Origin of the sequence: Albidovulum sediminis, from assembly GCF_025380365.1 — a bacterium.
Lineage (GTDB): Bacteria > Pseudomonadota > Alphaproteobacteria > Rhodobacterales > Rhodobacteraceae > Albidovulum > Albidovulum sediminis.
The window spans coordinates 167,720-190,140 of sequence record NZ_JAOCQF010000001.1; the positions used below are offsets into that span (position 1 = coordinate 167,720).

20 protein-coding genes are annotated in these 22,421 nt (G+C 70.7%); 12 read left to right on the forward strand and 8 right to left on the reverse strand.

Going from position 1 to position 22,421, the window contains the following annotated elements:
• Positions 1-50 precede the first annotated feature (50 nt).
• Positions 51-2,912: a hypothetical protein gene (locus N5I32_RS00810; protein ID WP_261493495.1), complete on the reverse strand. Its 2,862-nt coding sequence runs from the start codon at positions 2,910-2,912 to the stop codon at positions 51-53.
• A 157-nt stretch (positions 2,913-3,069) separates the two neighbouring features.
• On the opposite strand from N5I32_RS00810, the gene N5I32_RS00815 reads away from it, so the two are divergent.
• Positions 3,070-3,765: an SIMPL domain-containing protein gene (locus tag N5I32_RS00815; RefSeq protein WP_261493496.1), complete on the forward strand. Its 696-nt coding sequence runs from the start codon at positions 3,070-3,072 to the stop codon at positions 3,763-3,765.
• A 90-nt stretch (positions 3,766-3,855) separates the two neighbouring features.
• Here N5I32_RS00815 and N5I32_RS00820 read toward each other — a convergent pair whose 3' ends face one another.
• The 6 genes from N5I32_RS00820 to qhpR all read right to left on the reverse strand — a co-directional run bounded on the left by N5I32_RS00820 (position 3,856) and on the right by qhpR (position 9,485).
• Positions 3,856-5,142: an O-acetylhomoserine aminocarboxypropyltransferase/cysteine synthase family protein gene (locus tag N5I32_RS00820; protein WP_261493497.1), complete on the reverse strand. Its 1,287-nt coding sequence runs from the start codon at positions 5,140-5,142 to the stop codon at positions 3,856-3,858.
• Between the two features lie 76 nt (positions 5,143-5,218).
• Positions 5,219-5,362: a hypothetical protein gene (locus tag N5I32_RS00825; RefSeq protein ID WP_261493498.1), complete on the reverse strand. Its 144-nt coding sequence runs from the start codon at positions 5,360-5,362 to the stop codon at positions 5,219-5,221.
• 284 nt (positions 5,363-5,646) lie between these two features.
• Positions 5,647-5,775 carry a hypothetical protein gene (locus N5I32_RS00830; protein WP_261493499.1) on the reverse strand — a complete coding sequence of 43 codons (129 nt, stop codon included), beginning with the start codon at positions 5,773-5,775 and terminating at the stop codon, positions 5,647-5,649.
• Between the two features lie 125 nt (positions 5,776-5,900).
• Positions 5,901-7,283: a Do family serine endopeptidase gene (locus tag N5I32_RS00835; RefSeq protein ID WP_261493500.1), complete on the reverse strand. Its 1,383-nt coding sequence runs from the start codon at positions 7,281-7,283 to the stop codon at positions 5,901-5,903.
• Positions 7,284-7,359: 76 nt separating this feature from the next.
• Positions 7,360-8,361 (reverse strand): GT-B fold glycosyltransferase domain-containing protein, encoded by a 1,002-nt coding sequence (locus tag N5I32_RS00840; protein ID WP_261493501.1) that lies wholly within the window; start codon positions 8,359-8,361, stop codon positions 7,360-7,362.
• A 77-nt stretch (positions 8,362-8,438) separates the two neighbouring features.
• Positions 8,439-9,485: an AraC-like transcriptional regulator QhpR gene (gene qhpR / locus N5I32_RS00845; RefSeq protein ID WP_261493502.1), complete on the reverse strand. Its 1,047-nt coding sequence runs from the start codon at positions 9,483-9,485 to the stop codon at positions 8,439-8,441.
• A 186-nt stretch (positions 9,486-9,671) separates the two neighbouring features.
• On the opposite strand from qhpR, the gene qhpG reads away from it, so the two are divergent.
• From qhpG to N5I32_RS00885, 8 genes are all read left to right on the forward strand, one after another.
• Positions 9,672-10,991 carry a flavin-dependent monooxygenase QhpG gene (qhpG, locus tag N5I32_RS00850; protein WP_261493503.1) on the forward strand — a complete coding sequence of 440 codons (1,320 nt, stop codon included), beginning with the start codon at positions 9,672-9,674 and terminating at the stop codon, positions 10,989-10,991.
• Positions 10,988-12,544, forward strand: a complete 1,557-nt coding sequence (peaA, locus tag N5I32_RS00855) for a quinohemoprotein amine dehydrogenase subunit alpha (protein WP_261493504.1) — start codon at positions 10,988-10,990, stop codon at positions 12,542-12,544. The genes qhpG and peaA overlap by 4 nt, the downstream gene beginning before the upstream one ends.
• Before the next feature lie 10 nt (positions 12,545-12,554).
• On the forward strand, positions 12,555-13,988 hold the full coding sequence (peaB, locus tag N5I32_RS00860; RefSeq protein WP_261493505.1) for a quinohemoprotein amine dehydrogenase maturation protein: 1,434 nt from the start codon (positions 12,555-12,557) through the stop codon (positions 13,986-13,988).
• Positions 13,985-14,308 carry a quinohemoprotein amine dehydrogenase subunit gamma gene (gene qhpC / locus N5I32_RS00865; RefSeq protein WP_261493506.1) on the forward strand — a complete coding sequence of 108 codons (324 nt, stop codon included), beginning with the start codon at positions 13,985-13,987 and terminating at the stop codon, positions 14,306-14,308. The genes peaB and qhpC overlap by 4 nt, the downstream gene beginning before the upstream one ends.
• Before the next feature lie 10 nt (positions 14,309-14,318).
• Complete coding sequence (gene peaD / locus N5I32_RS00870) at positions 14,319-15,413, forward strand: quinohemoprotein amine dehydrogenase subunit beta (RefSeq protein ID WP_261493507.1); 1,095 nt, start codon at positions 14,319-14,321, stop codon at positions 15,411-15,413.
• On the forward strand, positions 15,410-17,089 hold the full coding sequence (locus N5I32_RS00875) for an ABC transporter ATP-binding protein (RefSeq protein ID WP_261493508.1): 1,680 nt from the start codon (positions 15,410-15,412) through the stop codon (positions 17,087-17,089). The genes peaD and N5I32_RS00875 overlap by 4 nt, the downstream gene beginning before the upstream one ends.
• A complete protein-coding gene (gene qhpE, locus N5I32_RS00880) occupies positions 17,086-17,739 on the forward strand; it encodes a subtilisin-like serine protease QhpE (protein WP_261493509.1) in 654 nt (217 codons plus the stop codon). Before N5I32_RS00875 ends, qhpE begins: the two co-directional genes overlap by 4 nt.
• Positions 17,740-17,904: 165 nt before the next feature.
• A complete protein-coding gene (locus N5I32_RS00885; RefSeq protein WP_261493510.1) occupies positions 17,905-19,620 on the forward strand; it encodes an AMP-binding protein in 1,716 nt (571 codons plus the stop codon).
• 32 nt (positions 19,621-19,652) lie between these two features.
• On the opposite strand, the gene N5I32_RS00890 is transcribed toward N5I32_RS00885, so the two are convergent.
• A complete protein-coding gene (locus N5I32_RS00890) occupies positions 19,653-19,865 on the reverse strand; it encodes a hypothetical protein (protein ID WP_261493511.1) in 213 nt (70 codons plus the stop codon).
• 238 nt (positions 19,866-20,103) lie between these two features.
• Here N5I32_RS00890 and N5I32_RS00895 point away from each other — a divergent pair, with 238 nt between their 5' ends.
• From N5I32_RS00895 to N5I32_RS00905, 3 genes are all read left to right on the forward strand, one after another.
• The gene (locus N5I32_RS00895) at positions 20,104-20,364 is read left to right on the forward strand and encodes a helix-turn-helix domain-containing protein (protein WP_261493512.1); all 261 of its coding nucleotides are present in this window, start codon (positions 20,104-20,106) and stop codon (positions 20,362-20,364) included.
• Between the two features lie 80 nt (positions 20,365-20,444).
• Positions 20,445-22,169 carry a SulP family inorganic anion transporter gene (locus tag N5I32_RS00900; RefSeq protein ID WP_261493513.1) on the forward strand — a complete coding sequence of 575 codons (1,725 nt, stop codon included), beginning with the start codon at positions 20,445-20,447 and terminating at the stop codon, positions 22,167-22,169.
• Positions 22,166-22,417, forward strand: a complete 252-nt coding sequence (locus N5I32_RS00905; RefSeq protein ID WP_261493514.1) for a hypothetical protein — start codon at positions 22,166-22,168, stop codon at positions 22,415-22,417. Before N5I32_RS00900 ends, N5I32_RS00905 begins: the two co-directional genes overlap by 4 nt.
• The last annotated feature ends 4 nt before the right edge of the window (positions 22,418-22,421 follow it).

Below are 22,421 nucleotides of genomic sequence, written 5' to 3' on the forward strand. Positions count from 1 at the left end.
GAAACGGTGCGCCCCTTTGCCTTGTCCGACCCAGCCCGACCCAGCCCTGCTCAGCCCTTGTTGGTCATCTTCAGGACGTGGGTCTTGCCGTTCTTGACGTAGGTCAGTTGCCCGTCGCCGATGCCGGAGACCTTACCGCCGTCCAGCTTGTCCCCGACCGAGACGGTCAGGATGCGGCCCTTCGAAGTCCGCACCAGCGCGCGCTGCCGCGATGCCGAGCCGACGATGCCGATCAGGCTCAACTCGCCCAGGTCGATGGCATTGGCGATGGTTGCGTTCTTGGCGACATTGGCTGTGGTCGGGATGTCGGGGGCGGGGGCTTCGGGTTCGGGCTCGTCCAGCTCCTCATGCGCGTCGGCGACGTCGGCGGGGGCTTCGGCTGCGGCCTCGGCAGGGGCGTCCGGGGCGGCTTCAGCCAGCGCGGCGGCCAGCGCCTGCTCCACGGCGCGGTTCAAGAGGTTCGGCCGCGCCGTCGGGCTGGGCGAGGTGGCGACGGCATAGCGGGACGCCGTCACCACCGGGGCCGGTTCCGTCTCGGGTGTGGCAACCGGCGCGGCGGCGGCGATGGCCGCAGGCCGGGACAGCGGCTGGCGCGCGGCGGTGACCGGGTCCGGCGGGGGTGGCGCGGCGCTGGCCTGATCGTCTGGCGCCGTGATGGAAGGTTCGGAGGTGGCAGGTTCGGTCGCGCCGGGTTCGGGGACGACAGGTTCGGGTGCGGGCGGCTGAATCGCCGCGGGCCGCGTCACCGGACGCTTGGCAGCCGTCGCCGGGTCGAGCGGTTGCGGAACGGACTCGGCCGCAGGTTCAGGCTCGGCCGGCGCGGGCGCTGCCGCGGCATCGAGCCCCTCGACGGGCTCGGCCGGTTCGGTCGCGGCGGGGGCTGAGGCGGCCGCAAGGGCGGCGGCGAGGGCTTGGATTTCGGCGGGCCGCGCAGGCGGGGCGGCATCGGGGCGCCCGGCGATCAGCAGGAAGCCCTGCGGCGTGCGCACGCCCTCGGCGGTGGCGATGATGTTGCCGTCCGCATCGAAACGCTGAAGCGCGCCGAAGGCCGCCGGTACCGGCTGCGCCGGGGCGGGCCGGTCGGAGCTTTCGGGGCCGGACGCGGACAGCGCGGCAGGCGGAGCCAGCGCCACGGCGCTTTCGCTGGCGGCGCCGGGGCGGCCCACCTCGGCATCGGGGGCCGGATTGGCGGCGATTGCGGGGGCAAGTTCGGGCAGCGCGGGCGCTGGTTCGTCCGGCCCCGCAGCCACGGGCGCGCGTTGCCCGGCTTCGGGCGCAGTCTCGGGCGCAGTCTGGAGCGCGGTTTCGGGCGTGGCCGCCGGCTCAACCTCCACCACGGTCTCCGCCGGGGTCGGGGCGGCGCTGTCTGCGACGGCCTCCGCGTCGGGGGCGGCGGCTTCTTCGGTCGCCGGCGTGGCCTCGGCGGCCGGTTCTGCGGCCGGTTCCGGGGCCGGCGCGGGCGCTTGGACGGCGGCAGGGGCCGCCGCCTCGGGGGCGGTGGCGATCGTCTGCGGCTCGGGCTGCGCCGGACGGGTCTCGAAATACCACCACCAGAGGCCGGCGACCCCGGCAAAGAGGACGGCGGCGGCGGTGGTCGCGGTGCCCAGCATGCGGCGGTTGCGCTGGTGGCGCTGGCGCTGTTCGGCCACGCCCACCGGCGCGCGCACGCGGTCGAGCGCCCGGATCAGCGTGTCGCCCGCCTCGGCAGCGCCGGGGTCGAGCGGGGGCAGCGACGGGCTGCGCAGCAGCGGTTGCGCGCGCGGCGGGGTCGCGGGCCGTTGGGGCGCGGGCGGCGCCTTGGGCGCGGCACCGCGCGTCTGGGTCATCTGGATGCGGGAGGTGATGGCCTCCAGACGGCTCGGGCCGGCCGCGCCGGTAGCCGCCCCCGCAAGCGCCGCGGGCCGATGCGAGGCGAAGCCGGGCACCGGCGCGGCGCCGGCGGGGCTGTCTTCTGCCGGTGCATCGGTATCATCGACGACGGGACGGACCGACCGCCAGTCGCCATCAAAATCGGCGAAGATGTCGCCCTCATCGGTCATATCCGCAAACGGCGCCTCGTCCGCCGACTCGTCCGCCGACTCGTCCGCCTCGGGCATCGCCGAAGCGGGTGCGGCCGGCACCGGATCGGCCGGGGCCGTTTCGGCCTCGGCGGGCGCCATGTCCTGCGCGGGCGGGGTCTCGGCCTTGTCGCCCGAATCGGGGTGCTCCGCCTCGGGGTGCTCCGCCTCCTCATCGGCGCCGGGTTCGACTTTGGCGACAGCCTCAGCGACCGGCTCGGGCACCGCCTCGGGAGCGGGGGCAGGTTCGGCGGCGGTGTTGCTTTCCTCTTCCTCAACCATGTCCGCCGCGTCGGCGGCGGGCAGAGGCGGCTGGTCCAGCCGCACGGGGTCCGTGTCGCGTTCGAACTGCGCGCCGGCGGGCAGGTGCGCGGCCTGCCGCTTGGTCGGGCCGAAGAAGGGCTCGCCCGCGAACTGGCCCGGTTCGGGGACGGTGACGAAGGCGACCGGGGCGAAGTCGTGTTCCTCGGCAAAGCCCTCCGCCTCGTCGAGCGTGAGGCGCGCGACGACGGCGACCTGCACCACCGGGCCATCGCCCGACCAGTCGAACACAAGCTCGTCCACCCGGTAGGGCGTCCGGCCGTCCAGCGCCGCCTCGATCTGGGCGCGGCGGCTGGCCTGGTCGGGGCCGGGGGCGGACACCTCGGCGTAAAGGATCTGGCTCGGCGGCAGGATCACCTTTGTCTGGAACCCGTCCGGCGCGCTCGCGGCCGCGCGTGCGCGCAAGGCCGCCATCTGCGCATCAAGATCGTCCGACGCCGGATCGGCGGTGCCCAGATGCGCCCAACCCCCGGGCGTCCTTGCAAGAAGGTCGATCCGTTCATCCGACAGGGAAAGCGCAAATCCGGGTTTCATGCCCTGCGTCTACCATCACTTCATGGCCGCCGGAACGGCCGGGCGGCGCATAATCCTCCTAAAGCAGAAATCCGCGCAAGAAAAGGCGCGACCCAAGGATTGACTTGCGGCCTGCGTCCTACCTTCGATGATCCGCACCAAAGCGAAGGAGTTGCGCATGAGGATCCTGCCCCTGGTATTCGCCGCCGCCATGACGGCCTTTCCCGTTCTGGCCGAAACGCCGGCCCCCGTCATTTCCGTGACCGGCGAGGGGTCCGTGATGGCACCGCCCGACATGGCGACCTTCTCGCTTGGCGTGGCCACGACCGGAGAGACGGCGCGCGCGGCGCTGGATGCCAACAGCGCCGCGCTCGCCTCGGTTCTGGCGCGACTGAAGGCCGCGGGCGTGGCCGATGCGGACATGCAGACATCGGGCCTGTCGCTTGGCCCGGTCTACGACTATTCCGCCTCGGGCAGCGGAGAGGCGCCGAAGCCGACCGGCTATCAGGCCTCGAACATGGTCACGGTGAAGGTTCATGCCCTTGACGGGTTGGGCGCGCTTCTCGATGCGGCGGTGGGCGAGGGGGCGAACACGCTCAACGGCGTGTTCTTCGGGCTTGAGGATACGGCCGAAAAGGCGGATGCCGCCCGGCTTCTGGCGGTGGCCGATGCGCGGCGCAAGGCGACGCTTCTGGCCGAGGCCGCGGGGGTGAAGCTGGGCCGGATCGTCGCCATCGCCGAGGGCGGCATGGCGGTGCCGTTCGGCGGCATGGGCGGGGTCGCCTTCGACAGGGCGGCAGCCTCGGTCCCGGTGGCGGCGGGAGAACTTGAGATCTCGGCGCAGGTCTCGGTGACCTGGGAGATTGCGGAATGATCGACGGCGCGGCCGCGTGAGGGGCGGGCGCGCGATCGCGCCCCCGCCCGTTTCCATCAGGCCCCCGTTTCCGTCAGGCCCCCGTTTCCGTCAGGCCGTGGCCTTCGCCAGAGCCTGGTCGAGGTCGGCGATGATGTCGTCGGCATCCTCGATCCCGATCGACACGCGCACGACATTCGGCGCGGCGCCGGCGGCCTTCTGCTGCTCCGGCGTCAGTTGCCGGTGCGTGGTCGAGGCCGAGTGGATGATGAGCGAGCGGGTGTCGCCAAGGTTCGCGACGTGGCTGAACAGCTCAAGGCTGTCCACCAGCTTGACGCAGGCCTGATAGCCGCCCCGCACGGCGAAGGTGAAGAGCGCACCGGCCCCCTTCGGGCAGACGCGCTTGCCGCGCTCGTAATAGGGCGACGACGGCAGGCCCGCATAGGTCACATGTTCCACCCGCGGGTCGTTTTCCAGCCACTCGGCGACCTTGCGGGCGTTTTCCACATGGCGCTGCATCCTGAGGCTCAGCGTCTCGATCCCCATCAGCGTGTAGTGCGCCCCTTGCGGGTTCATCGTCATGCCGAGGTCGCGCAGGCCGATGGCGATGGAGTGGAAGGTGAAGGCCAGCGGTCCGAAGGTCTCGTGGAACTTCAGCCCGTGATAGGCCGGTTCAGGCGCGGACAGCGAGGGGAACTTGCCCGAAGCCGACCAGTCGAACTTGCCCGAATCGACGATCGCGCCGCCGGTGACGGTGCCGTTGCCGGTCAGGTACTTGGTGGTCGAGTGGACGACCAGCGTCGCGCCCAGGTCGATCGGGCGGCAGAGCCAGGGCGTGGCCGAGGTGTTGTCGACGATCAGCGGCAGGCCGGCACGGTCGGCCACGTCGGCCACGGCGCGGATGTCGGTGATGTAGCCGCCGGGGTTCGCGATCGATTCGCAGAAGATCGCGCGGGTGTTGCCGTCGATGGCGGCGGCAAGCGCGTCGAGGTCGTCGAAATCGACGAACTTCGCCGACCAGCCGAACCGCTTGATGGTCTGGCTGAACTGCGTGACGGTGCCGCCATAGAGGCGGGTCGAGGCGATCAGGTTGCAGCCCGGTCCCATCAGCGGGAACAGCGCCATGATCTGCGCGGCATGGCCCGAGGAACAGCAGACCGCGCCCACGCCGCCCTCCAGCGTGGCGATGCGCTCGCCCAGCACCGCGACCGTGGGGTTGGTCAGGCGCGAATAGATGTAGCCCACTTCCTGCAGGTTGAAGAGCGCGGCCGCGTGGTCCGCATCGCGGAAGACATAGGCCGTGGTCTGGTAGATCGGAACCTGGCGCGCGCCCGTGGCCGGGTCGGGCCGGGCTCCGGCATGGATCTGCAGTGTGTCGAAACCGTAGGATCTGGACATTCGTGACCTCGTCGGGTGAACCTTGCCCGACGTTAAGGCAACGCGCCGCCCGGCACAACCGGCGGAGGCCGGGGGCTTAGTCGTCGTTGTCGCCCTTCTCGCCCTTGGTGTTAAAGAAAGGCCGGTTGTCGTGGAAGGACCGCAGGTCCGATCCGCTGCTGGCGCAGGCGCTGAGAAACAGCGACGCGGCGAAAAGGGTGAAAAGCGAAATCCTGGTCATGGGGGTCTCCGGTTGCGATGGGTGATACGCACTGGACCCATGGTACCGCCTGCGGCCGATCACCCGGAAATCAACAGCCGGACAGCCGCGCGTTACCGGACCGGATGGCCGGGCGGCCGACGCAGACGAAGCCCCGGCCCCGGCCGGTCTCCGGGTTCACGAGGCTGTCGCGTGATGCTGGCGGTCTTGAGGGGGGCGCAGTCCATCGCGCCGCGGCCGGCGCCTCTGGCCACTGCAGGCGGGCGGACGGGCGAAGCCTGACGGCGGCTGCGCCCGCGGGGCTGTCAGCAGCCGCAGTCTCTGCGCCCGGCGCCGCGCCGGCGGGGCGAGCAGGGGACGACGCCCGAGCGGGATGTCAGCACGAGGCCGGTCGCAAACAGCGAAAGCGCGGCGAGAATGGCAACGAAAGTCATGATGACCCTCCTTTCCCGGCCATTGTGACGGAGTCCTCACCGAAATGGAAATCAAGAGGCGGAGAACAATGTTACGGGTGCCCCGCAGAGCGCCCGCACGGCGGGCGGGCGTGGCTTGCGGCGGGTCAGCCCCGGATCCGCAGCGCCACCCGCTGCCCGTCGCGCACGAACTCGATCTGCCAGCGCCGGCTTTGAGCGCGCGCCACGGTCTCCAGATCCGAAAGGTCGCGGATCTCGATGCCGTTGATGGCGAGTATCACGTCGCCCTTCTGCAAGCGCGTGGCGCGGGCCGCGCCCTCCACCTCGGTGACGATGACCCCTTCGGCCGCCAGCGGCAGGCCGAACCGCTCGATCAGCGCCGGGCTCAGCACCGCGGCGGTCAGGCCGTCGAAGATCGTCCGGGCGGAAATGCGCAGGCTTTCGCCTTCGCCTTCCGGGGCGGGGGACAGCGTGACCTCGGCCTCGGCCATCGCGCCGTCGTGCCAGTAGGACACCGCCGCGGTGCCGCCGATGCCCATGGTGGTCAGGCGGAATTCCAGCTCCTGCGGGCCGTCGACATCGAGGCCGGAGATCGCGGTGATGACGTCGCCGGCCTGAAGGCCCGCGGCGGAAAAGGGGCTGTCGGGATGGAGCCGCGTGATGACGACGCCACGCGGCGCGGGCATTCCCATCGCCTCGGCCATGGCGGCGTCGACGACCTGCACCTCGATCCCCGACCACGGCCGCTCGATCTCGGCCCGCCCGGCCTCGGCCTGCTCGACATACTGGCGCACGAGGTTGGCCGGGATGGCAAAGCCGATGCCGTTCGACCCGCCCGAACGGGTGACGATCTGGCTGTTGATGCCCAGCACCCTTCCGTCCATGTCGATCAGCGCGCCACCCGAGTTGCCGGGGTTGATCGGCGCGTCGGTCTGGATGAAATAGCCCCGCCCCTGGCCCATGCCGCCGCCCGAGCGCGCGAGGCCCGAGACGATGCCCGATGTCACCGTCTGCCCGACGCCGAAGGGGTTGCCGATCGCCAGCACGAGGTCGCCGACCTCGGCCCGGTCGGAATCGGCAAGCGCCAGCGCAGGCAGGTCCGACGCCCCCTCAAGCTGGATCACCGCGATATCGGCCTCTGCGTCCGACAGGATCACCCGGCCATCGAATTCGCGCCGGTCCGACAGCACGACCCGGATCGCGTCCGCGCCGCCGACCACGTGGTAGTTCGACACCACGATCCCGTCGTCGCGCAGGATGACGCCGGAGCCGAGCGAGTTCTGCACCCGCGGGGCGGCCTGCCCGAGCCCGAAGAACTGCGAGAAGAAGGGGTCGTTGGCAAACGGGCTTTGCCGTTGCTCGACGATGCGGCGGGCGTAGATGTTGACGACCGCGGGGGCGGTTTCCCGAACCAGCGGCGCAAAGCTCAGCGTCATGTCCGCCTGGTCCTGCGGTACCCGGTCTTCGGCCCGCGCGGGCGAGAGCGACGCGGCCAGGGCGCAGACGGCAAGGATCAGAAGCGGTTTCACGGGCGGTCCCTCCTGCGGATGTGCGCCAGAAATGTGATCGGGGTGAAAGGGATTTCAAGAGGTTCGGACGGGCGCGCTATCGCAGCCATAGCTTGGCCTGCTTGATCCGGTTGCGGATCGCCTGTTCCTTGTGGGGCAGGTTCGCGCGGTCGAACATCGCCCGGACCTCGGCGCCCTTGCCCTGGTAGACCATCCTGCGGATCGGCTCGTAATCCTTGACGGCCTTCTTGATCCAGTTCGGCGCCAGCGCCGCCTCGACCGCGGCGACGGCGCGGTCATCCTCGCGCGCATAGAGGAGCGGCAGCAGGCGGTAGTGGCAGGTCAGCGCACCGTCGAGCCCTTCCAGTCCCGGTCCCGGCCGGCCGCCGCCGAGGGAATGGATGACAAGCGGCAGCGCCACCTGGTCGAGCCAGGGGTCGAGCGACTGGCACACCAGTTCCTCGGGCGCGTCGTCCCGGATCGCGAGCGCATAGTCGAGGAAGCGTTGGCCGAAGGCCCGCGCATCGCGATGAAAGAACCAGCCCGCGTTGAAGTAGAGATAGCGTTCCCAGTATTCGTCCGGCTTCGTCCGGTCGAGCGAGGTCTCGAAGTCGAGCCCGAAGCGGTCGTAGAGCGAGGCCCAGATGCGGGTATAGCCCGGCCCGTAAAGCTCGATCTCGGGCCAGGTGCCCTCGCGCCGCATCGAGGCGGACGGACGGTCGAAGTCGAACCGCGCCTCCGACAGGGGGCCGGTGAAGGCGGTGTCGGTGTCGAAGAAGACGAAGGGCCGGTCGCCCGGCAGCGCCGCCAGCGCCTCGATCTTGTTGCCGTAGGGGTAGGACTGGCCGAAGTGGCGGTTCTCGAACGGCACGATCTCGGCCCCGAGCCGTTCGAGGACCGCACGCAGGTCGGGGTCGACGCGCGTTTCGACCTGCCAGAGCGCGCCCGGCTGCGGCTCTGCCATGATCAGGCGGCCCGGAAAGCCGGGATTGGCGGCGCGGAAGGTCGCGGCGAAGATCACCGCCTCATAGGCCAGGCGGCCCGCCTGCACCACGCACAGGACGTCGTACGGTTCAACCTGTGGGTGCATCGCTGCCATGGCGCTTTATTGCGCCCCCATGCCGGGCTGGCAAGGGGGACGGGCGCGCGGGTCGTCCGCCGCACCCGCCGCGGCGATCAGGATTGCGTTATCCCCACGTCTGCACCTTCGCCCAGGGCCTGACGGAACCGCGCGGGCGTGGTTCCGGCCGTGCGGCGGAACGACCGCTCGAACGCGCTGCGGTCGGAATAGTCGATCCTGAGCGCGATCTCGTCGATCGAGAGGCTGGGGACCGTCAGCAGATTGCGCGCGACCTCATGCCGGCAGGTGCCGAGGATGGAGGCGTAGCTTGCATGCTCCTCGCTCAGGTGGCGGCGCATCGAGCGCTCAGACAGACCGATCGCGCGCGCGATCTCCGCCTCGCCGCAGGAGCCCTGGCCAAGGTTGCGCACGATCTCGTTGCGCACGCGCAGCGGCAGCGGCAGCGACCGGTCGCGCAGGCGCGCGCAATGCAGAAGCCGGTCCGCCTGTCCCTGAAAGCGCGACCTGTCGCCGCCCGACAGCGGCAGCGACAGAAGCCGGGCGGGAAAGCGCATGGTGTTCTCGCTTGCGCCATGCACCACCTGGCATCGCATGTGGAAGCCATAGCTGTCGTCGCTGGCGTGCGGCGCGTGCTCGGTTGCCACGGCGGTGGGGCGCCAGCCCGGACCGGCCGCCCGCTCCACCAGCGAGGCGATGATGCCGAGCGTGAATTCGGCATCCTGGGAACGGGGCCAGATGCGCGGGTTGAGGATGCGGTAGGTCACCACCGCCTCGTCGTCGCGGCACTCCAGCGTCATGACCGAGTCGCTCTGGATCACCGCGAAGGCGTTGCAGAAAAGCCGGATGGCGGCGCGCACGTCAGGGGCGGCCAGAACCGTGTCGCCGAACGGGCCCAGAAGCCCGAGGTCGAACTCCCGTCCCGCCAGCCAGCCGAAGAACCCGTGCCCGTAGCGGCGCGCGGCGTTCTGCAGGAAGCCGACGAAGGCGGCCAGCGAGATCATCACCTCCTCGCCCTCCGAACGCGCATCGCTGCGCGGTGCGCGCAGAAGATCCTCAATATCGGGAAGGGAAACGGCGGCCTCGCGCAGAAGCGCGCAAGGACCGGCCAGGCTGCTGGCGACGATCAACGCATCCTTTGGCATGGACCGCTATGCTCCCTTCAACCTAGCGGGGCCGAATCCGGTCTTTGGCCGGCTTGATGTTCCGATCATCCGTCAGCACGGGCCTTTCAGGCAAGTCCGTTGCGTGGATTTGGCCGGAATTGTCATGTTCTTTCGTGGCGGTCCTGCAAGACTTTGCCGATGCCCATGGAGGGGAGGCCATCGGCGGTGCTCAGGGACCGGTACGACATCGTCATTGCGGGGTGCGGGCCAGCGGGTCTGAGCTTTGCCCTGCGCGCCGCGCGACAGGGCGCGCGCGTCGCCGTGGCGGGGTTGCCGGCGCCCGGTCCGCGGGTCGAGGGCGCCTCGGCGCGGGTCGCGGCGCTCCTGGCCGAGATCGGGCTCGACATCGCGATCCTCGGGCCGCGGCTGGCGCGGGCGGTGTCCTGGCCCGGCCTCACCTCGACGGAGAACGGCGAGCATCTGATCGACAGGCAGCGCCTGGATGCGGCGCTCCTCGACCTCGCGCGGGAGGCGGGGGTGACCTTCGTGCCGGCGGGGGTGCGCCGGCTTGACATGCGTCAGCGCGCGATCGTGCTGGATGGCGGCGCCCTTTTGGCGGGCGGCCTGGTGGTCGAGGCCCGGGGCCGCCGCGCGCCGGTCGGCCGCGGCCGCCGCCGGGGCCCCGCGACGGTTGCGGTCGCGGGCGCGGTGCCGCGGGGCGAGGGCGCGCCCGGAAGCCGGGTTGCGGCGGGGCCCTGCGGCTGGCTTTGGCATGCGCGGCCCGTTTCCGGGCCGGACTGGGTGCAGATCGCCGTAGATGCCGCCGACCTTCGGGAGGAGGGCGTTGCGACGCTCTGGCAGACGCTCACGGGTGGGCTGCCGCTGCCGCAGCAGCAGCGCATGACGGGGTGCGAATTGCGCCTGTCGCGGCCCGACCTCGATCCCGGCTGCCTTGCGCTGGGCGATGCGGCGGTGGCGATGGACCCGCTGTCGGGGCACGGCCTTTTCTGGGCGCTGGGTTCCGCGCTGGCCGGTTTGCCGATGGCGCAGGCGATGCTGTCGGGCGAGGACGGGCTTGCGCGCCGCTTCCACCGTGAGCGGGTGGTGGAAACCTTCTACCGGCAGGCCCGCATCGGCCGCGATTTCCACGCGCTCGCCGCACCCGCCTTCGGCACCAGATTCTGGCAGGACCGCGCCCGCTGGCCCGATGCGCGCCCGGCCAAGGCCGCACCCGGCGACCGCTGGCTGCGCCGCGTCGTCGTGCAGGCCGGGCGGCTCGAGGAACGCGCCGTCCTTGCGACAGAGGAGGCGCCGGGCGGCGTCGCCTTTGTCGCCGGCCTCGCGCTCGAGGGGATCGCCGCGCGCCTTGCCGGGCGCCTGCTGCCGGACCTCGCGGAATTCTCCGCCCGCATCGCCCCCCTCGTCGCCCCCCTTGCCGCGCCCCGGCAGGCCGAGGCCGCCCACGCCTGGCTGACCCGCGAGGGTTTCGCCGCCAACCCCTTCCCCGGAACCATCTCTGACGCGATACAGGAGGTCACGACATGATACCCATCCCGCATTCCGGCCCGACGCCGGCGCGGCTCTTGCTTACGGCGGCGGCGCTTGCGCTCTCGGCGGCCGCGCCGGCGCTTGCCCAGGACGCCGGGCTTCTGGCCAAGGCCTGCGGCGACTGCCACACCGCCGCGGCGGACGGCAGCCTGAGCCGCATCTCCGGCCAGCGCAAGACGCCCGAGGGATGGCTGATGACGATCGTGCGAATGCGCCAGTCGCACGGCGCCGACATCGACCGCGCGACCGAGGCGGAACTTGTGCGCCATCTGGCCGACACCCAGGGCCTTGCCCCGTCCGAGGCGGCCCCCTACCGCTACGCGCTGGAGAAGGACCCGAACGCGATCGAGGGCTTTGACGAGCCGCTGGGCACGATGTGCGCGCGTTGCCACACCGGCGCGCGGGTGCTTCTCCAGCACCGCACGCCCGAGGAATGGCGCACGCTGATCGACTTCCACGTCGGCCAGTTCCCGACCATCGAGTATCAGGCGCTGGGCCGCGACCGCGAGTGGTACAAGATCGCCTCGACCGAGGTGACGGATTACCTCGCCGCGGGCCAGCCGCTCGAGACCGAGGCCTGGACCGCCTGGCAGGCCGCCGACAAGCCCGCCGTGGCCGGCGACTGGGTGGTGCTGACCACGCTTCCCGACGCGGGTCAGGCCTATGGAAGGCTGACGGTCACGGGCGACGCCTCGCCCTATCAGGTGGCCGGAAGCCTGACGCTGGCCGACGGGTCGAACCGCCCCGTCACCGGACAGATGAACCTTTACACCGGCTACGAATGGCGCGCGACGCTCGACATCGGCGGGCAGAGCTACCGGCAGGTGCTGGCGCTCGACGGGGCGGGCGGGATCGACGGGCGGCAGTTCCTGGTCGCGCAGGACAGTCTGGGCGGGCGGCTGACGGGCGTTCGGGCCGACGCGGGCGCGCGCGTCCTCGGCACCGTGCCCGAAGCGGTCGCGGGGCTGTCCGGCGCCGTGCAGGTGGTCGGCGCCGGGCTTGACGGGCTGACGGTGGCGGGCGCCACCGCCGAGGGCCTTCAGGCCAACGACTTCGGCGCGACGGTGACGCTGGGCGCCGAGGCGCAGGGCCTTGCCACGCTTTCGGCGGGCGACAGCAGCGTCGGCGTCGCGCTTTACACTGCGCCCGACCGGCTGACGGTGGAGCCCGAGTTCACCATCGCCCGCGTCGGCGGCGGGTCGGACAACGGACCCGCGGCGGTGCCCGCGCATTTCAGCGCGGTGGGCTGGCTGAACGGGCCGGACGGGGCGGCGGGAACCGAGGACGACATCCGCATTGGCAGCCTTTCCGCCGAATGGTCGACCTCGGACGCCAACGAGACCGCGGCGATGATGCAGGACGCGGCCTATGCCGGAACGCTCGACCCCAATGGCCTGTTCACGCCTGCGGTCGCCGGGCCGAACGCGGAACGGCCCTTCTCCACCAACAACGCGGGCGATCTGACGATCACCGCGAAGGCAGGCGGGCTGGAAGCCTCGGGGCGGCTGATCGTGACCGTCCAGCGCTTCATCGACCCGCCGCTGCGCTAGGGAGGACCGGATGGGATACCTGTTCTACCAACCGCAGAACGCGCACCGGGTCGAGGTCGAGGGGCGCAACCTCCTGTTCCACATCCCCACCACCTCGCTTTTCGAGATCGACAGCCTCGACGCGGCAGTGATCGACGCCTTCGCCCAGACGGGACGGGCGGACGCCGACGCGATCCGCTCGCTCTTCCCCTCGGCGGAGCCTTCGGACATGGCGCGCCGCATCCAGGGCCTTGTCGATCTGGAGATCCTGACTGACGGGCGGGCGCCATCGCCCGAACGGCCGCCGGTCAAGATCACCCAGTTCCCGCTGACGACCATGGTGCTGAACGTCAACACCGGCTGCAACCTGTCGTGCACCTACTGCTACAAGGAAGACCTCGACACCCCGTCCAAGGGGCGCCGCATGGCCTTCGACACGGCGGTGCGCTCGATCGACCTGCTGCTGAAGGAAAGCCCCGACCAGAAGACCTATAACATCGTCTTCTTCGGCGGCGAGCCGTTGTCGAACCTCGCGCTGATCCGCGAGGTGGTGGAGCATGCCGAGCCGCGGTTTGCAGCCCTTGGCAAGGCGGTCAACTTCACCCTGACGACGAATGCCACGCTTCTGAACGAACAGGTCGTGGACTGGCTCGACGCGCATCGCTTCGGGCTGACGGTGTCGATGGACGGGCCGAAGGCGCTGCATGACAAGAACCGCAAGACGGTCGGCGGCAAGGGCAGCTACGACGCGGTCGCGGCCAAGGCGCGGATGCTGCTCGCGCGCTATCGGTCGCGTCCCGTGGGTGCGCGAGTCACGCTGACGGCGGGCGTCACCGCGGTCGAGGAGATATGGGATCACCTGAAAAACGACCTCGGCTTTGCCGAAGTCGGCTTTTCGCCCGTCACCTCGGGGCCGATGACCGCCTTCAACCTGACCGGCGACGAACTGCAGGCGGTGTTCGAGGGGATGAAATCCCTTGGCCGCCGCTATCACCGCGAGGCGCTGGAGGGCCGCAACATCGGCTTTTCCAACATGCACCAGATGATGCAGGACCTTTACGAGGGCCGGTCCAAGGCGCTGCCCTGCGGCGCGGGCGTGGGCATGCTCGCCGTCGATCATGCGGGCGAGATCAACCTGTGCCACCGCTTCACCGGATCGGACATGGAGACCTTCGGGACGGTCACGGACGGCATCGCCCGCGACCGGCTGGCGGGCTTCATCGAGGCGCGCGCCGACCGCACCGGCAAGGGCTGCGCCACCTGCCGCATCCGCAACCTCTGTTCGGGCGGGTGCTACCACGAAAGCTATGCCCATTTCACCGACCCGCTGAAACCCGCCTACCATTACTGCGACCTCATGCGCGACTGGGTGGATTTCGGCATCGGCGTCTACGGCGACCTGATCGCCCGCGCGCCCGAGTTCTTCCACAATGTCATCGCACCCCGGAGGGCCAACGGAAAATGAAACCCCTGAACCAGAAAGCCGACCGTGTGCTGAAGGCCGCGGCCGAGGACAAGATGGACGAGGTCCGCGCGATGCAGACCGTGACCGCAGGCTGCGCCACGACCTTCGATCCGGGCTGGGAAGTCGACCCGTTCGGGTCGGTCGCCGCGCTCTGCCAGCCGATGGAGGCGGACCTCTACGGCTGCTCGGACCCGTGCTGGTGGCCCGCGCAGGTGCCCGACACGATGGTGGTGCACCCCGACTGGGACGCCAACGCGACCAGCGCCGCACGCGACTGGCGCGCGCTCGGCTCGGTCTTCCCCGGCGACAGCAATACCTGAGGTGAAAGCGATGAAGACATTCCTCACCGGGCTTTCCCTGGCCCTTGCCGGGGTTCTCGCCCCCGCTTCGGGCGCAGAGGCGCGCGACCTGCTCGTGACGGTCGCCCGGCCCGACAACCTCTATGTCATCGACGCGGCCAGCCGCACGGTGATCAAGGACTGCACCATCGGCGCGGAGCATCCCTCGCCGGGGGTCACGGTGATGTCGCCGGACGGGCGCATCGCCTACATGCTGCTCGACCGCTGGCAGAACGTCGTCGGCGTCAACATCGAGACCTGCGAGCGGGTGTTCTTCGCCCGCCAGTCGGAGGAGAAGGTGATCCGCCGCTCCATCGCCTCGCTGGCGGTGTCGCGCGACGGGACGCGGCTTTACACCGTGCGCAACCCGGTCCGGCACCATCCGGACCACTACGAGGTGATGGAACCCGAGTTCGCCGTCTTCGACACCGCCGCGGGCCTTGACGCAAAGCCGCTCGCGATCCATCCCGCGCCGCGCCGTTCCACGCTGATGGCGGCCGACGACGCCGGCACGGTCTATATCGCGGGGCACGACGTCTTTGCCGTCAATCCTGAGACCGGAGACACCAGCGTGGCGATCGCCAACGCCAACTGGGACCGCCCGACCTATTCGGGGCCGGACGTACTCGCCTTCTGGCCGATCGGGACGCAGAACGACGAGTTCATGCTGCTCTACTCCGCCGCCGTCTTCACCGACGAGAAGAAGGAGGAGATGGCCGATTTCGTCTGGGGCTACGAATCCGTCGACCTGAAGACCGGCGAGACCGAGATCAAGGACTTCGCCTCGTTCGAGGTCATCATGTTCTCGGCGGTGCGCAACCCCAATGCGGAGAACGAGCTTTACGGCGTCTACACGCAACTCTCCAAGCATGACGTGGCCACGGGCGAGCTGATCAAGCGGGTGGACCTGCCGCATACCTACTACGTCATCAACATCTCCTCTGACGGCAAGGAGGTCTACGTCGGCGGCACCAACAGCGACATCGGCGTCTACGACACCTCGACGCTTGAGCGCATCGGCGAGATCCAGCTGCCCTCGGGTGGTGACATGAGCGTCAGCACGCTTCAGATCGTGCAGGCCGAATGACCGCCCTGCCGGTCACCGGCGGGGCGCTTCCGGCCCGGATGCGGCGCGGATTGATCCGGCGCGCCTTCGGGTCGGAATGGCTCTTCGACCGGCTCCGCCCCTATCTGGGGCGGGGCCTTCTGCTTCTGGCGCTCGGCCTTCTGGCGGCGGGGCTGGCGCTGGTTCCGCCCTGGCTTACCAAGCTGGTGATCGACCGCGGGCTGGTGGCGCGCGACCCGGACGCACTGGTCACCTGGGCGCTGGCGCTCTTCGGCGTGGGCTTCGTGGCGTTGATGCTCTCGGCCCTGTCCAACGTGCTTTACATGCGCGCCTCGGTCGCGATGCTGGCCGACCTCCGGCTGTCGTTGGCGCGCCTCGTGCTGGGGCGCTCGCCGCTCTGGCGGTCGGGCCAGCAGGCGGGCGAGATCATGGCGCGCCTCGACGGCGACGCGGGCGAGGTGCAGCAGTTCGCCTTCAACCTGCTGCTGACCGGGGCCTCGGCGCTGGTCCGGCTTCTGGGCGGCGCGGCGCTGCTCTTCGCGCTGAACGCCCCGCTGGCGCTGGTCGCGGTGATGCTGGCCCCGCTCGAATTGCTGTTCCTGACCTGGGCCCGCCCGCGGACCGAGGCGGTGACGCGCGCGGCCCGCGCTGCGCGCGGCGATCTGGCGGCACGGCTGACCGAGATGATCCAGGGCCTGATGCCGATCCAGGCCGCGGGCGGCGAGCGGGCGGTGATGACCGGCCTCGGCCGCGCGCAGGAAAGCCTCAACCGCGCGCTTCTGGGCGCGCAGGTCTGGGGCGAGGTCACGCGGACGGTGCCCGCGACGCTCGCCGCGCTGGCGCGCGCGGGCGTGGTGCTGATGGGGGGCTTCGCGGTCATCGAGGGGACGCTGTCGCTGGGCGGCTTCGTCGCCTTCCTTGCCTACCTTGCCTTCCTGACCGGGCCGGTGCAGTCGCTGCTTGGCCTCTGGCAGGCGCGCGTCCGCGTCACCGCCGCGCTGGAGCGGATCGACGGCCTGCGCCGCGATCCGCCGGGCGAGCCGCGCTGGCCCGAGGTGCCGGTGCCGCTGCCCGCGGGGGGGGGCGCGCTGGCCTTCGAGGATATTCCCCTTGCCGATGGCGGGCGCCTGAGCGCGGCGATCCCGGAGGGCACGAAACTGCGGATCGCGGGGCCGAGCGGGGCAGGGAAGTCCACGCTTCTTGCCCTTCTTCAGCGTCACGCGGACCCGGCGCGGGGGCGGATCCTGCTCGACGGCGCGGATATAGCGACGCTTTCCCGCGCCGACCTGCGCGCCGCGGTGATGCTGGTGCCGCAGCGGCCCTTCCTGCTGTCGGGCAGCGTGGCGGAAAACCTCGCCCTCTCCGCGCCCGATGCGGGGCGCGAGGAGATGGAGCGCATGCTCGCGCTCGTCGGTCTCGACGGGCGGCTGACGCCCGAAAGCCGGCTGGGCGAGGACGGGCTGACGCTGTCGGGGGGCGAACGGCAGCGCCTCTGCCTGGCCCGCGCGCTTCTGGCGCCCTTCCGCGTCCTCATCCTCGACGAGGCGCTGTCGGAGGTGGACCCGCCGGCCGTGCGCCGGATCGTCGCCGCCATCGACGCGGGCTGGGGCGGCTGCACCCGCATTGTGGTGAGCCACGGCGGGGCCGAGGCCCTTGGCGCGTTCGACCGGGTGATCGAGGTCGGGGGCAGGGCGTGATCCGCGTGGCGCTGATCGACGGGCCGCTTGCCGCGGACCATCCCGCGCTCGGCGCGCGCAACCTGCTGCGGGCGGGGGATGCGGCGGGGCCCGAGGGCACGCACGCCGCCGCCATGGCCGCCGCGCTGCTGGCGGGCTGTCCGGGCGCGCGGATCGACAATCTCGTCGTCTTCGGCGGGGGCCTGACCACCACCGCGGAATGCGTGGCCTCTGCGCTTGAGGCTGCGGAGGGGGCGGCGCTTGTCCTTTGCGCGTTTGGCATGGCACGCGCCGACCCCGGCATGGCGGCGGCCGTCGCGCGCCTTCTGGACGCGGGCGCGCTGGTGGTCGCAGCCGCCCCCGCCCGTGGCGCGCCGGTCTACCCGGCCGGGTTCGCGGGGGTGGTTTCGGTTCAGGGCGATGCGCGCTGCGGGCCCGGAGACTGGTCGCGGCTTGACCTTCCGCAGGCGCGGTTCGGCGCCTGTCCCGCGCTCGCGGGTCACCCCGGCGTCGGCGGGGCGAGCGTGGCGGCCGCGCATTTCGCCGGCATCGTCGCGCGCCGGATCGGGGCGGGCGAGGACCCCGCCGGGGTGATCGCCGAACTGGCGCGCACCGCCCCCCATCAGGGCCGGGAGAGGCGGGGAATCGCGCCTGCGGCGCCGCCGGGCTGAGGCGCGGCCGGGCTGCCCGCCGGAGAGTTTGGCCGGAATTGTCGTCGGTGCGGGGGCTGCTGCCTCTGGCCCGGCGGGCGCGCATGGCGCAGAATGCGGCTCCGTCCCGGGGAGGGGGCGGGAAGTGCGCGCAGGCCCTTTGCGGAAGGGACGAGGGAGGAGAGGATGCAGCCAGACGATACCGGCTTTCCGGCAGGCGGGCTTTCAGAGGTCAGGGGCGCGCTGGACGAGCCGCTGATCGAGGCGACGATCCCCGCGCTGCTGGCCCGGACCGCCGCGCGGATGGGGGATGCGCCGGCCCTTGTCTTTGCCGCGCAGGGCATCCGCCGCACCTGGCGCGCGTTCGCGGAGGAGGTCGACCGCCTCGCCGCCGGCCTTGCCGCGCTGGGGCTGGCCAAGGGCGACCGCGTCGGCATCTGGTCGCCCAACCGCTACGAATGGCTCCTGACGCAGTTCGCGACGGCCCGCCTGGGTGTCATCCTCGTCACCATCAACCCGGCCTACCGGGTGTCGGAACTGGACTACGCGCTCCGGCTGACGGGCTGCGCGGCGCTGGTCCTCAGCCCCCGCTTCAAGGGCTCCGACTATGTCGCCATGCTGGCCGAGGTCGTCCCCGAATTGCCGGCGTCCGCGCCCGGCGCGCTGGCGTCGGCGCGGCTCCCCGCGCTGAAGCATGTGATCGTGATGGGCGAGGAACGCCACCCCGGCACCTGGGCCTTCGACGAGATCCTGGCCCGGGGCGAGGGGGCGGATGCAACCGCACTCGACCGGATCGGCGCGACGCTTCGCCCGGAAGACCCGATCAACATCCAGTTCACCTCGGGCACCACCGGCCTGCCCAAGGGGGCGACGCTGACCCACCGCAACATCGTCAACAACGCCCATTTCGTCACCGGCAGGCTGAAGCTGACCGGGGCGGACGGGCTCTGCATCCCGGTTCCCTTCTACCACTGCTTCGGCATGGTCATGGGCACGCTCGGCTGCGTGACCAAGGGCGCGCGGATGATCGTCCCGGCCGAGGCGTTCGACCCCGTCTCGGTCCTCTCCACCGTCGAAGCCGAGGGGGCGACGGCGCTTTACGGCGTGCCCACGATGTTCGTCGCCATGCTGGAACACCCCGATTTCGCGCGCTACGACCTTTCCACCCTGCGCACCGGGATCATGGCGGGCGCACCCTGCCCGATCGAGGTGATGAAAAGGGTGCAGACGCTCATGCACATGCGCGAGGTCACCATCGCCTACGGAATGACCGAAACCAGCCCGGTGTCGTTCCAGTCCGCCACCGACACGCCGCTGGAAAAGCGCGTGGCCTCGGTCGGGCGCATCCACCCGCATGTCGAGGTCCGCATCGTGGACGAGGCGGGGCGCACCGTGCCGGTGGGCGAACAGGGCGAGTTGCTGACGCGCGGCTATTCGGTGATGAAGGGCTACTGGGACGACGCCGTGCAGACCGCGAACGCCATCGACGCCGAGGGCTGGATGCACACCGGCGACCTCGCGCGCATCGACGCCGAGGGCTACTGCAACATCACCGGCCGGGTGAAGGACATGATCTGCCGGGGCGGCGAGAACATCTATCCGCGCGAGATCGAGGAGTTCCTCTATACCCATCCCGACGTCAGCCAGGTGCAGGTCTTCGGCATTCCCGACGACCGTCTGGGCGAGATCGTCTGCGCCTGGATCGTGCCGAAGCCGGGCGCCGCGCCGTCCGAGGCTGCGATGCGCGACTTCTGCAAGGGCCGCATCGCGCATTTCAAGATCCCCGCACTCGTCCGCTTCCGCGACAGCCTGCCGATGACCGTCACCGGCAAGCCGCAGAAATACCTGATGCGGGACGCGATGATTGCCGAACTCGGTCTTTCGGTCGCACAAACGGCCTGAGCCCCGGGCCGTTACGGGGCGCCTGCGGTGGCTCACGCCTCCGGACCGCCCTTGCCCTGCCCGAGGCGGGCCGCCATCCGGCCTGCGCGCAGGCACCAGATGCAGAAGCGGTCGCCAAGGGCGCTGCACAGGATCATCCCCACGAAGACCGGCGACAGAAGCACGGCTGCGAGTGCCGCCGAGAACCCGGTGGACCGGGGAACCTGGCGGAATGTCCGGGGCGGCGGCTTCTTGAGCTGTTGCATGCAAGTCCCAAGAATTGCAGGAAAAGGAACGGGCGGACTCGCAACGGGGGAGGGCAGGATGGGTCGCCGCTCCGCGCGGATCAACCCTTCGCGACATTCTTTTTTCCGCCCCGATTGCGCCGCAATTCCGCCAGAATCGCGATCGTGCTGCCGCGCTGCCTCGGCGGTGGCTCAGTTGATGCTTGACATATCAGTTCTGATTTACAGATATACAATCATCCCGTTCAGGACATGGAAGATGATCACCTCTGCCCAAATGCGTGCCGCCCGCGCGCTTCTTGGTCTCGACCAGAAGACGCTGGCGGAACTGTCCGGTGTTTCGGTCCCTACCATCCAGCGGATGGAGGCGAGTGCTGGCACCGTGCGCGGCGTCGTCGACAGCCTGACGAAGGTGGTCGAGGCGCTGGAGGGCGCGGGTGTTGAACTGATCGGTGACGGCGCCACGAGCCTGTCGGGGGGGCGTGGCGTCCGGCTCAAGTCCCCCGCCTCGAATTCCTGAAACGTCAACCCCGCGACGGCGACCGCCGACCCAGAAAGCCGACGATCCCGCCGCTTCCTTGCCCAAGGTGCGGCCCCGAGATGAAAAAACACCGACCCCGGACGAGCGAGGCCGCGAGTTTCGCGGAACTGTTCACCCCGAAACTCCTGACTGTCCTGCGCGAAGGCTACGGCCTTGGCCACCTGCGCGCGGACGCGGTGGCGGGCCTGACCGTGGCCATCGTGGCGCTGCCGCTGTCCATGGCCATCGCCATCGCCTCGGGCGCGACGCCCGCGCAGGGCCTTTATACCGCGATCGTCGGCGGCTTCCTCGTCTCCGCGCTCGGCGGGTCACGCTTCCAGATCGGCGGGCCGGCGGGGGCCTTCATCGTGCTGGTCGCGGCGACGGTCGCGCAGCACGGGATGGACGGGCTGATCCTGGCCACCTTCCTGTCGGGCCTGATGCTCGCCGCGGTGGGGTTGCTGCGCTTGGGCACCTTCATCAAGTTCATCCCCTTTCCGGTGACCGTGGGCTTTACAGCCGGCATCGCCGTCATCATCTTCGCCAGCCAGATCAAGGAGTTGCTGGGGCTTTCCCTGGATCATGAGCCGGGTGAGCTGATCGCCAAGGTCACCGCGCTCTGGGCCGCGCGCGACAGCGTGGCGCCGGTGGCCGTGGCGGTCTCGGCCGGCACGGTCGGGGTGATCCTGGGCTTGCGCCGCTGGCGCCCGCACTGGCCGGGAATGCTGATCGCGGTCAGCCTGGCCGCGGCGGCGACGGCGGTGCTGAACCTGCCGGTCGCGACCATCGGCACGCGGTTCGGCGGCATCCCCTCGTCCCTGCCCATGCCGGCGCTGCCCGCCCTTTCCTTCGCCCGCATCGTCGAGGTGCTTCCCGCCGCGGTATCCTTCACGCTGCTGGGCGCGATCGAATCGCTTCTCTCGGCGGTGGTGGCGGACGGCATGACCGGGCGGCGGCACCGGTCGAACTGCGAGCTGGTCGCGCAGGGCGTGGCCAACGTGGGCTCGGCCCTGTTCGGCGGCTTCTGCGTCACCGGCACCATCGCCCGTACCGCGACAAACGTGCGTTCGGGCGCGCACGGCCCGGTCTCGGGAATGCTGCACGCGGCGTTCCTTCTGGTCTTCATGCTGGTCGCGGCGCCCCTTGCGGCGTTCATCCCGCTGGCGGCGCTGGCCGGGGTGCTGGCGGTCGTCGCCTGGAACATGGTCGAGAAGCCCGCCATCGCCATCCTCGTCCGGTCGGGCTGGGGCGAGGCGACGGTGCTGACCGCGACCTTCCTGCTGACCATCTTCCGCGACCTGACCGAAGGCATCGTCGTCGGCCTGGCGCTGGGGTCGGTCCTGTTCATCCAGCGCATGAGCCGGATGACCGCGGTCGCCACCGACCCGCCCTTCGTCGCCCGCGACCAGGCCGACACGACAGGCGCGCGCAGCGCCTATGACGAGGAACTGGCGGCAAACCCCGATGTCGTCGTCTACCGGATCACCGGCGCGCTCTTCTTCGGGGCGACGGCCTCGATCGGGTCGGTTCTCGACCGGATCCAGGACAGCCACCGCGCGCTCGTGGTGGATTTCAGTTCGGTGCCCTTCCTCGACTCGACGGGGGCCAACATGATCGAGGGGCTGGCCCACAAGGCCCGCCGGCGCGGCGTCGCGCTGTGGCTGACCGGGGCCAGCCGGGACATCCGGCGCATGTTCCTGACCCATGGCCTGCGCAAGCCGCTGGTGCGTTATGCCTCAACGGTCGATGACGCGGTGGCGGCGGTCCGTAACGGGGGGCGCAGCCGGAAGGAGGCGGCGGAGTGACCGGCCAGCCGCACCCGGCGCACCGGCGCAAGCGACGCCGGGCGCCCGCCGCGGCCGAGGCGCGCCGCCACACCGTGCTGATCGCGCTGGAAAGGCCGCGCACGCAGGCGGAGTTGCGCGATCTTCTGGGGTTCTCGAACAGCGGCATCCTGCACCTGCTGCGCCGGCTGGAACGTGACGGGCTGGTGCGCCCGGCCGAACGCGTCGCGGGAACCCGCGTCTGGGAACGGGCACGCGGAAGGGGCTGAGGGG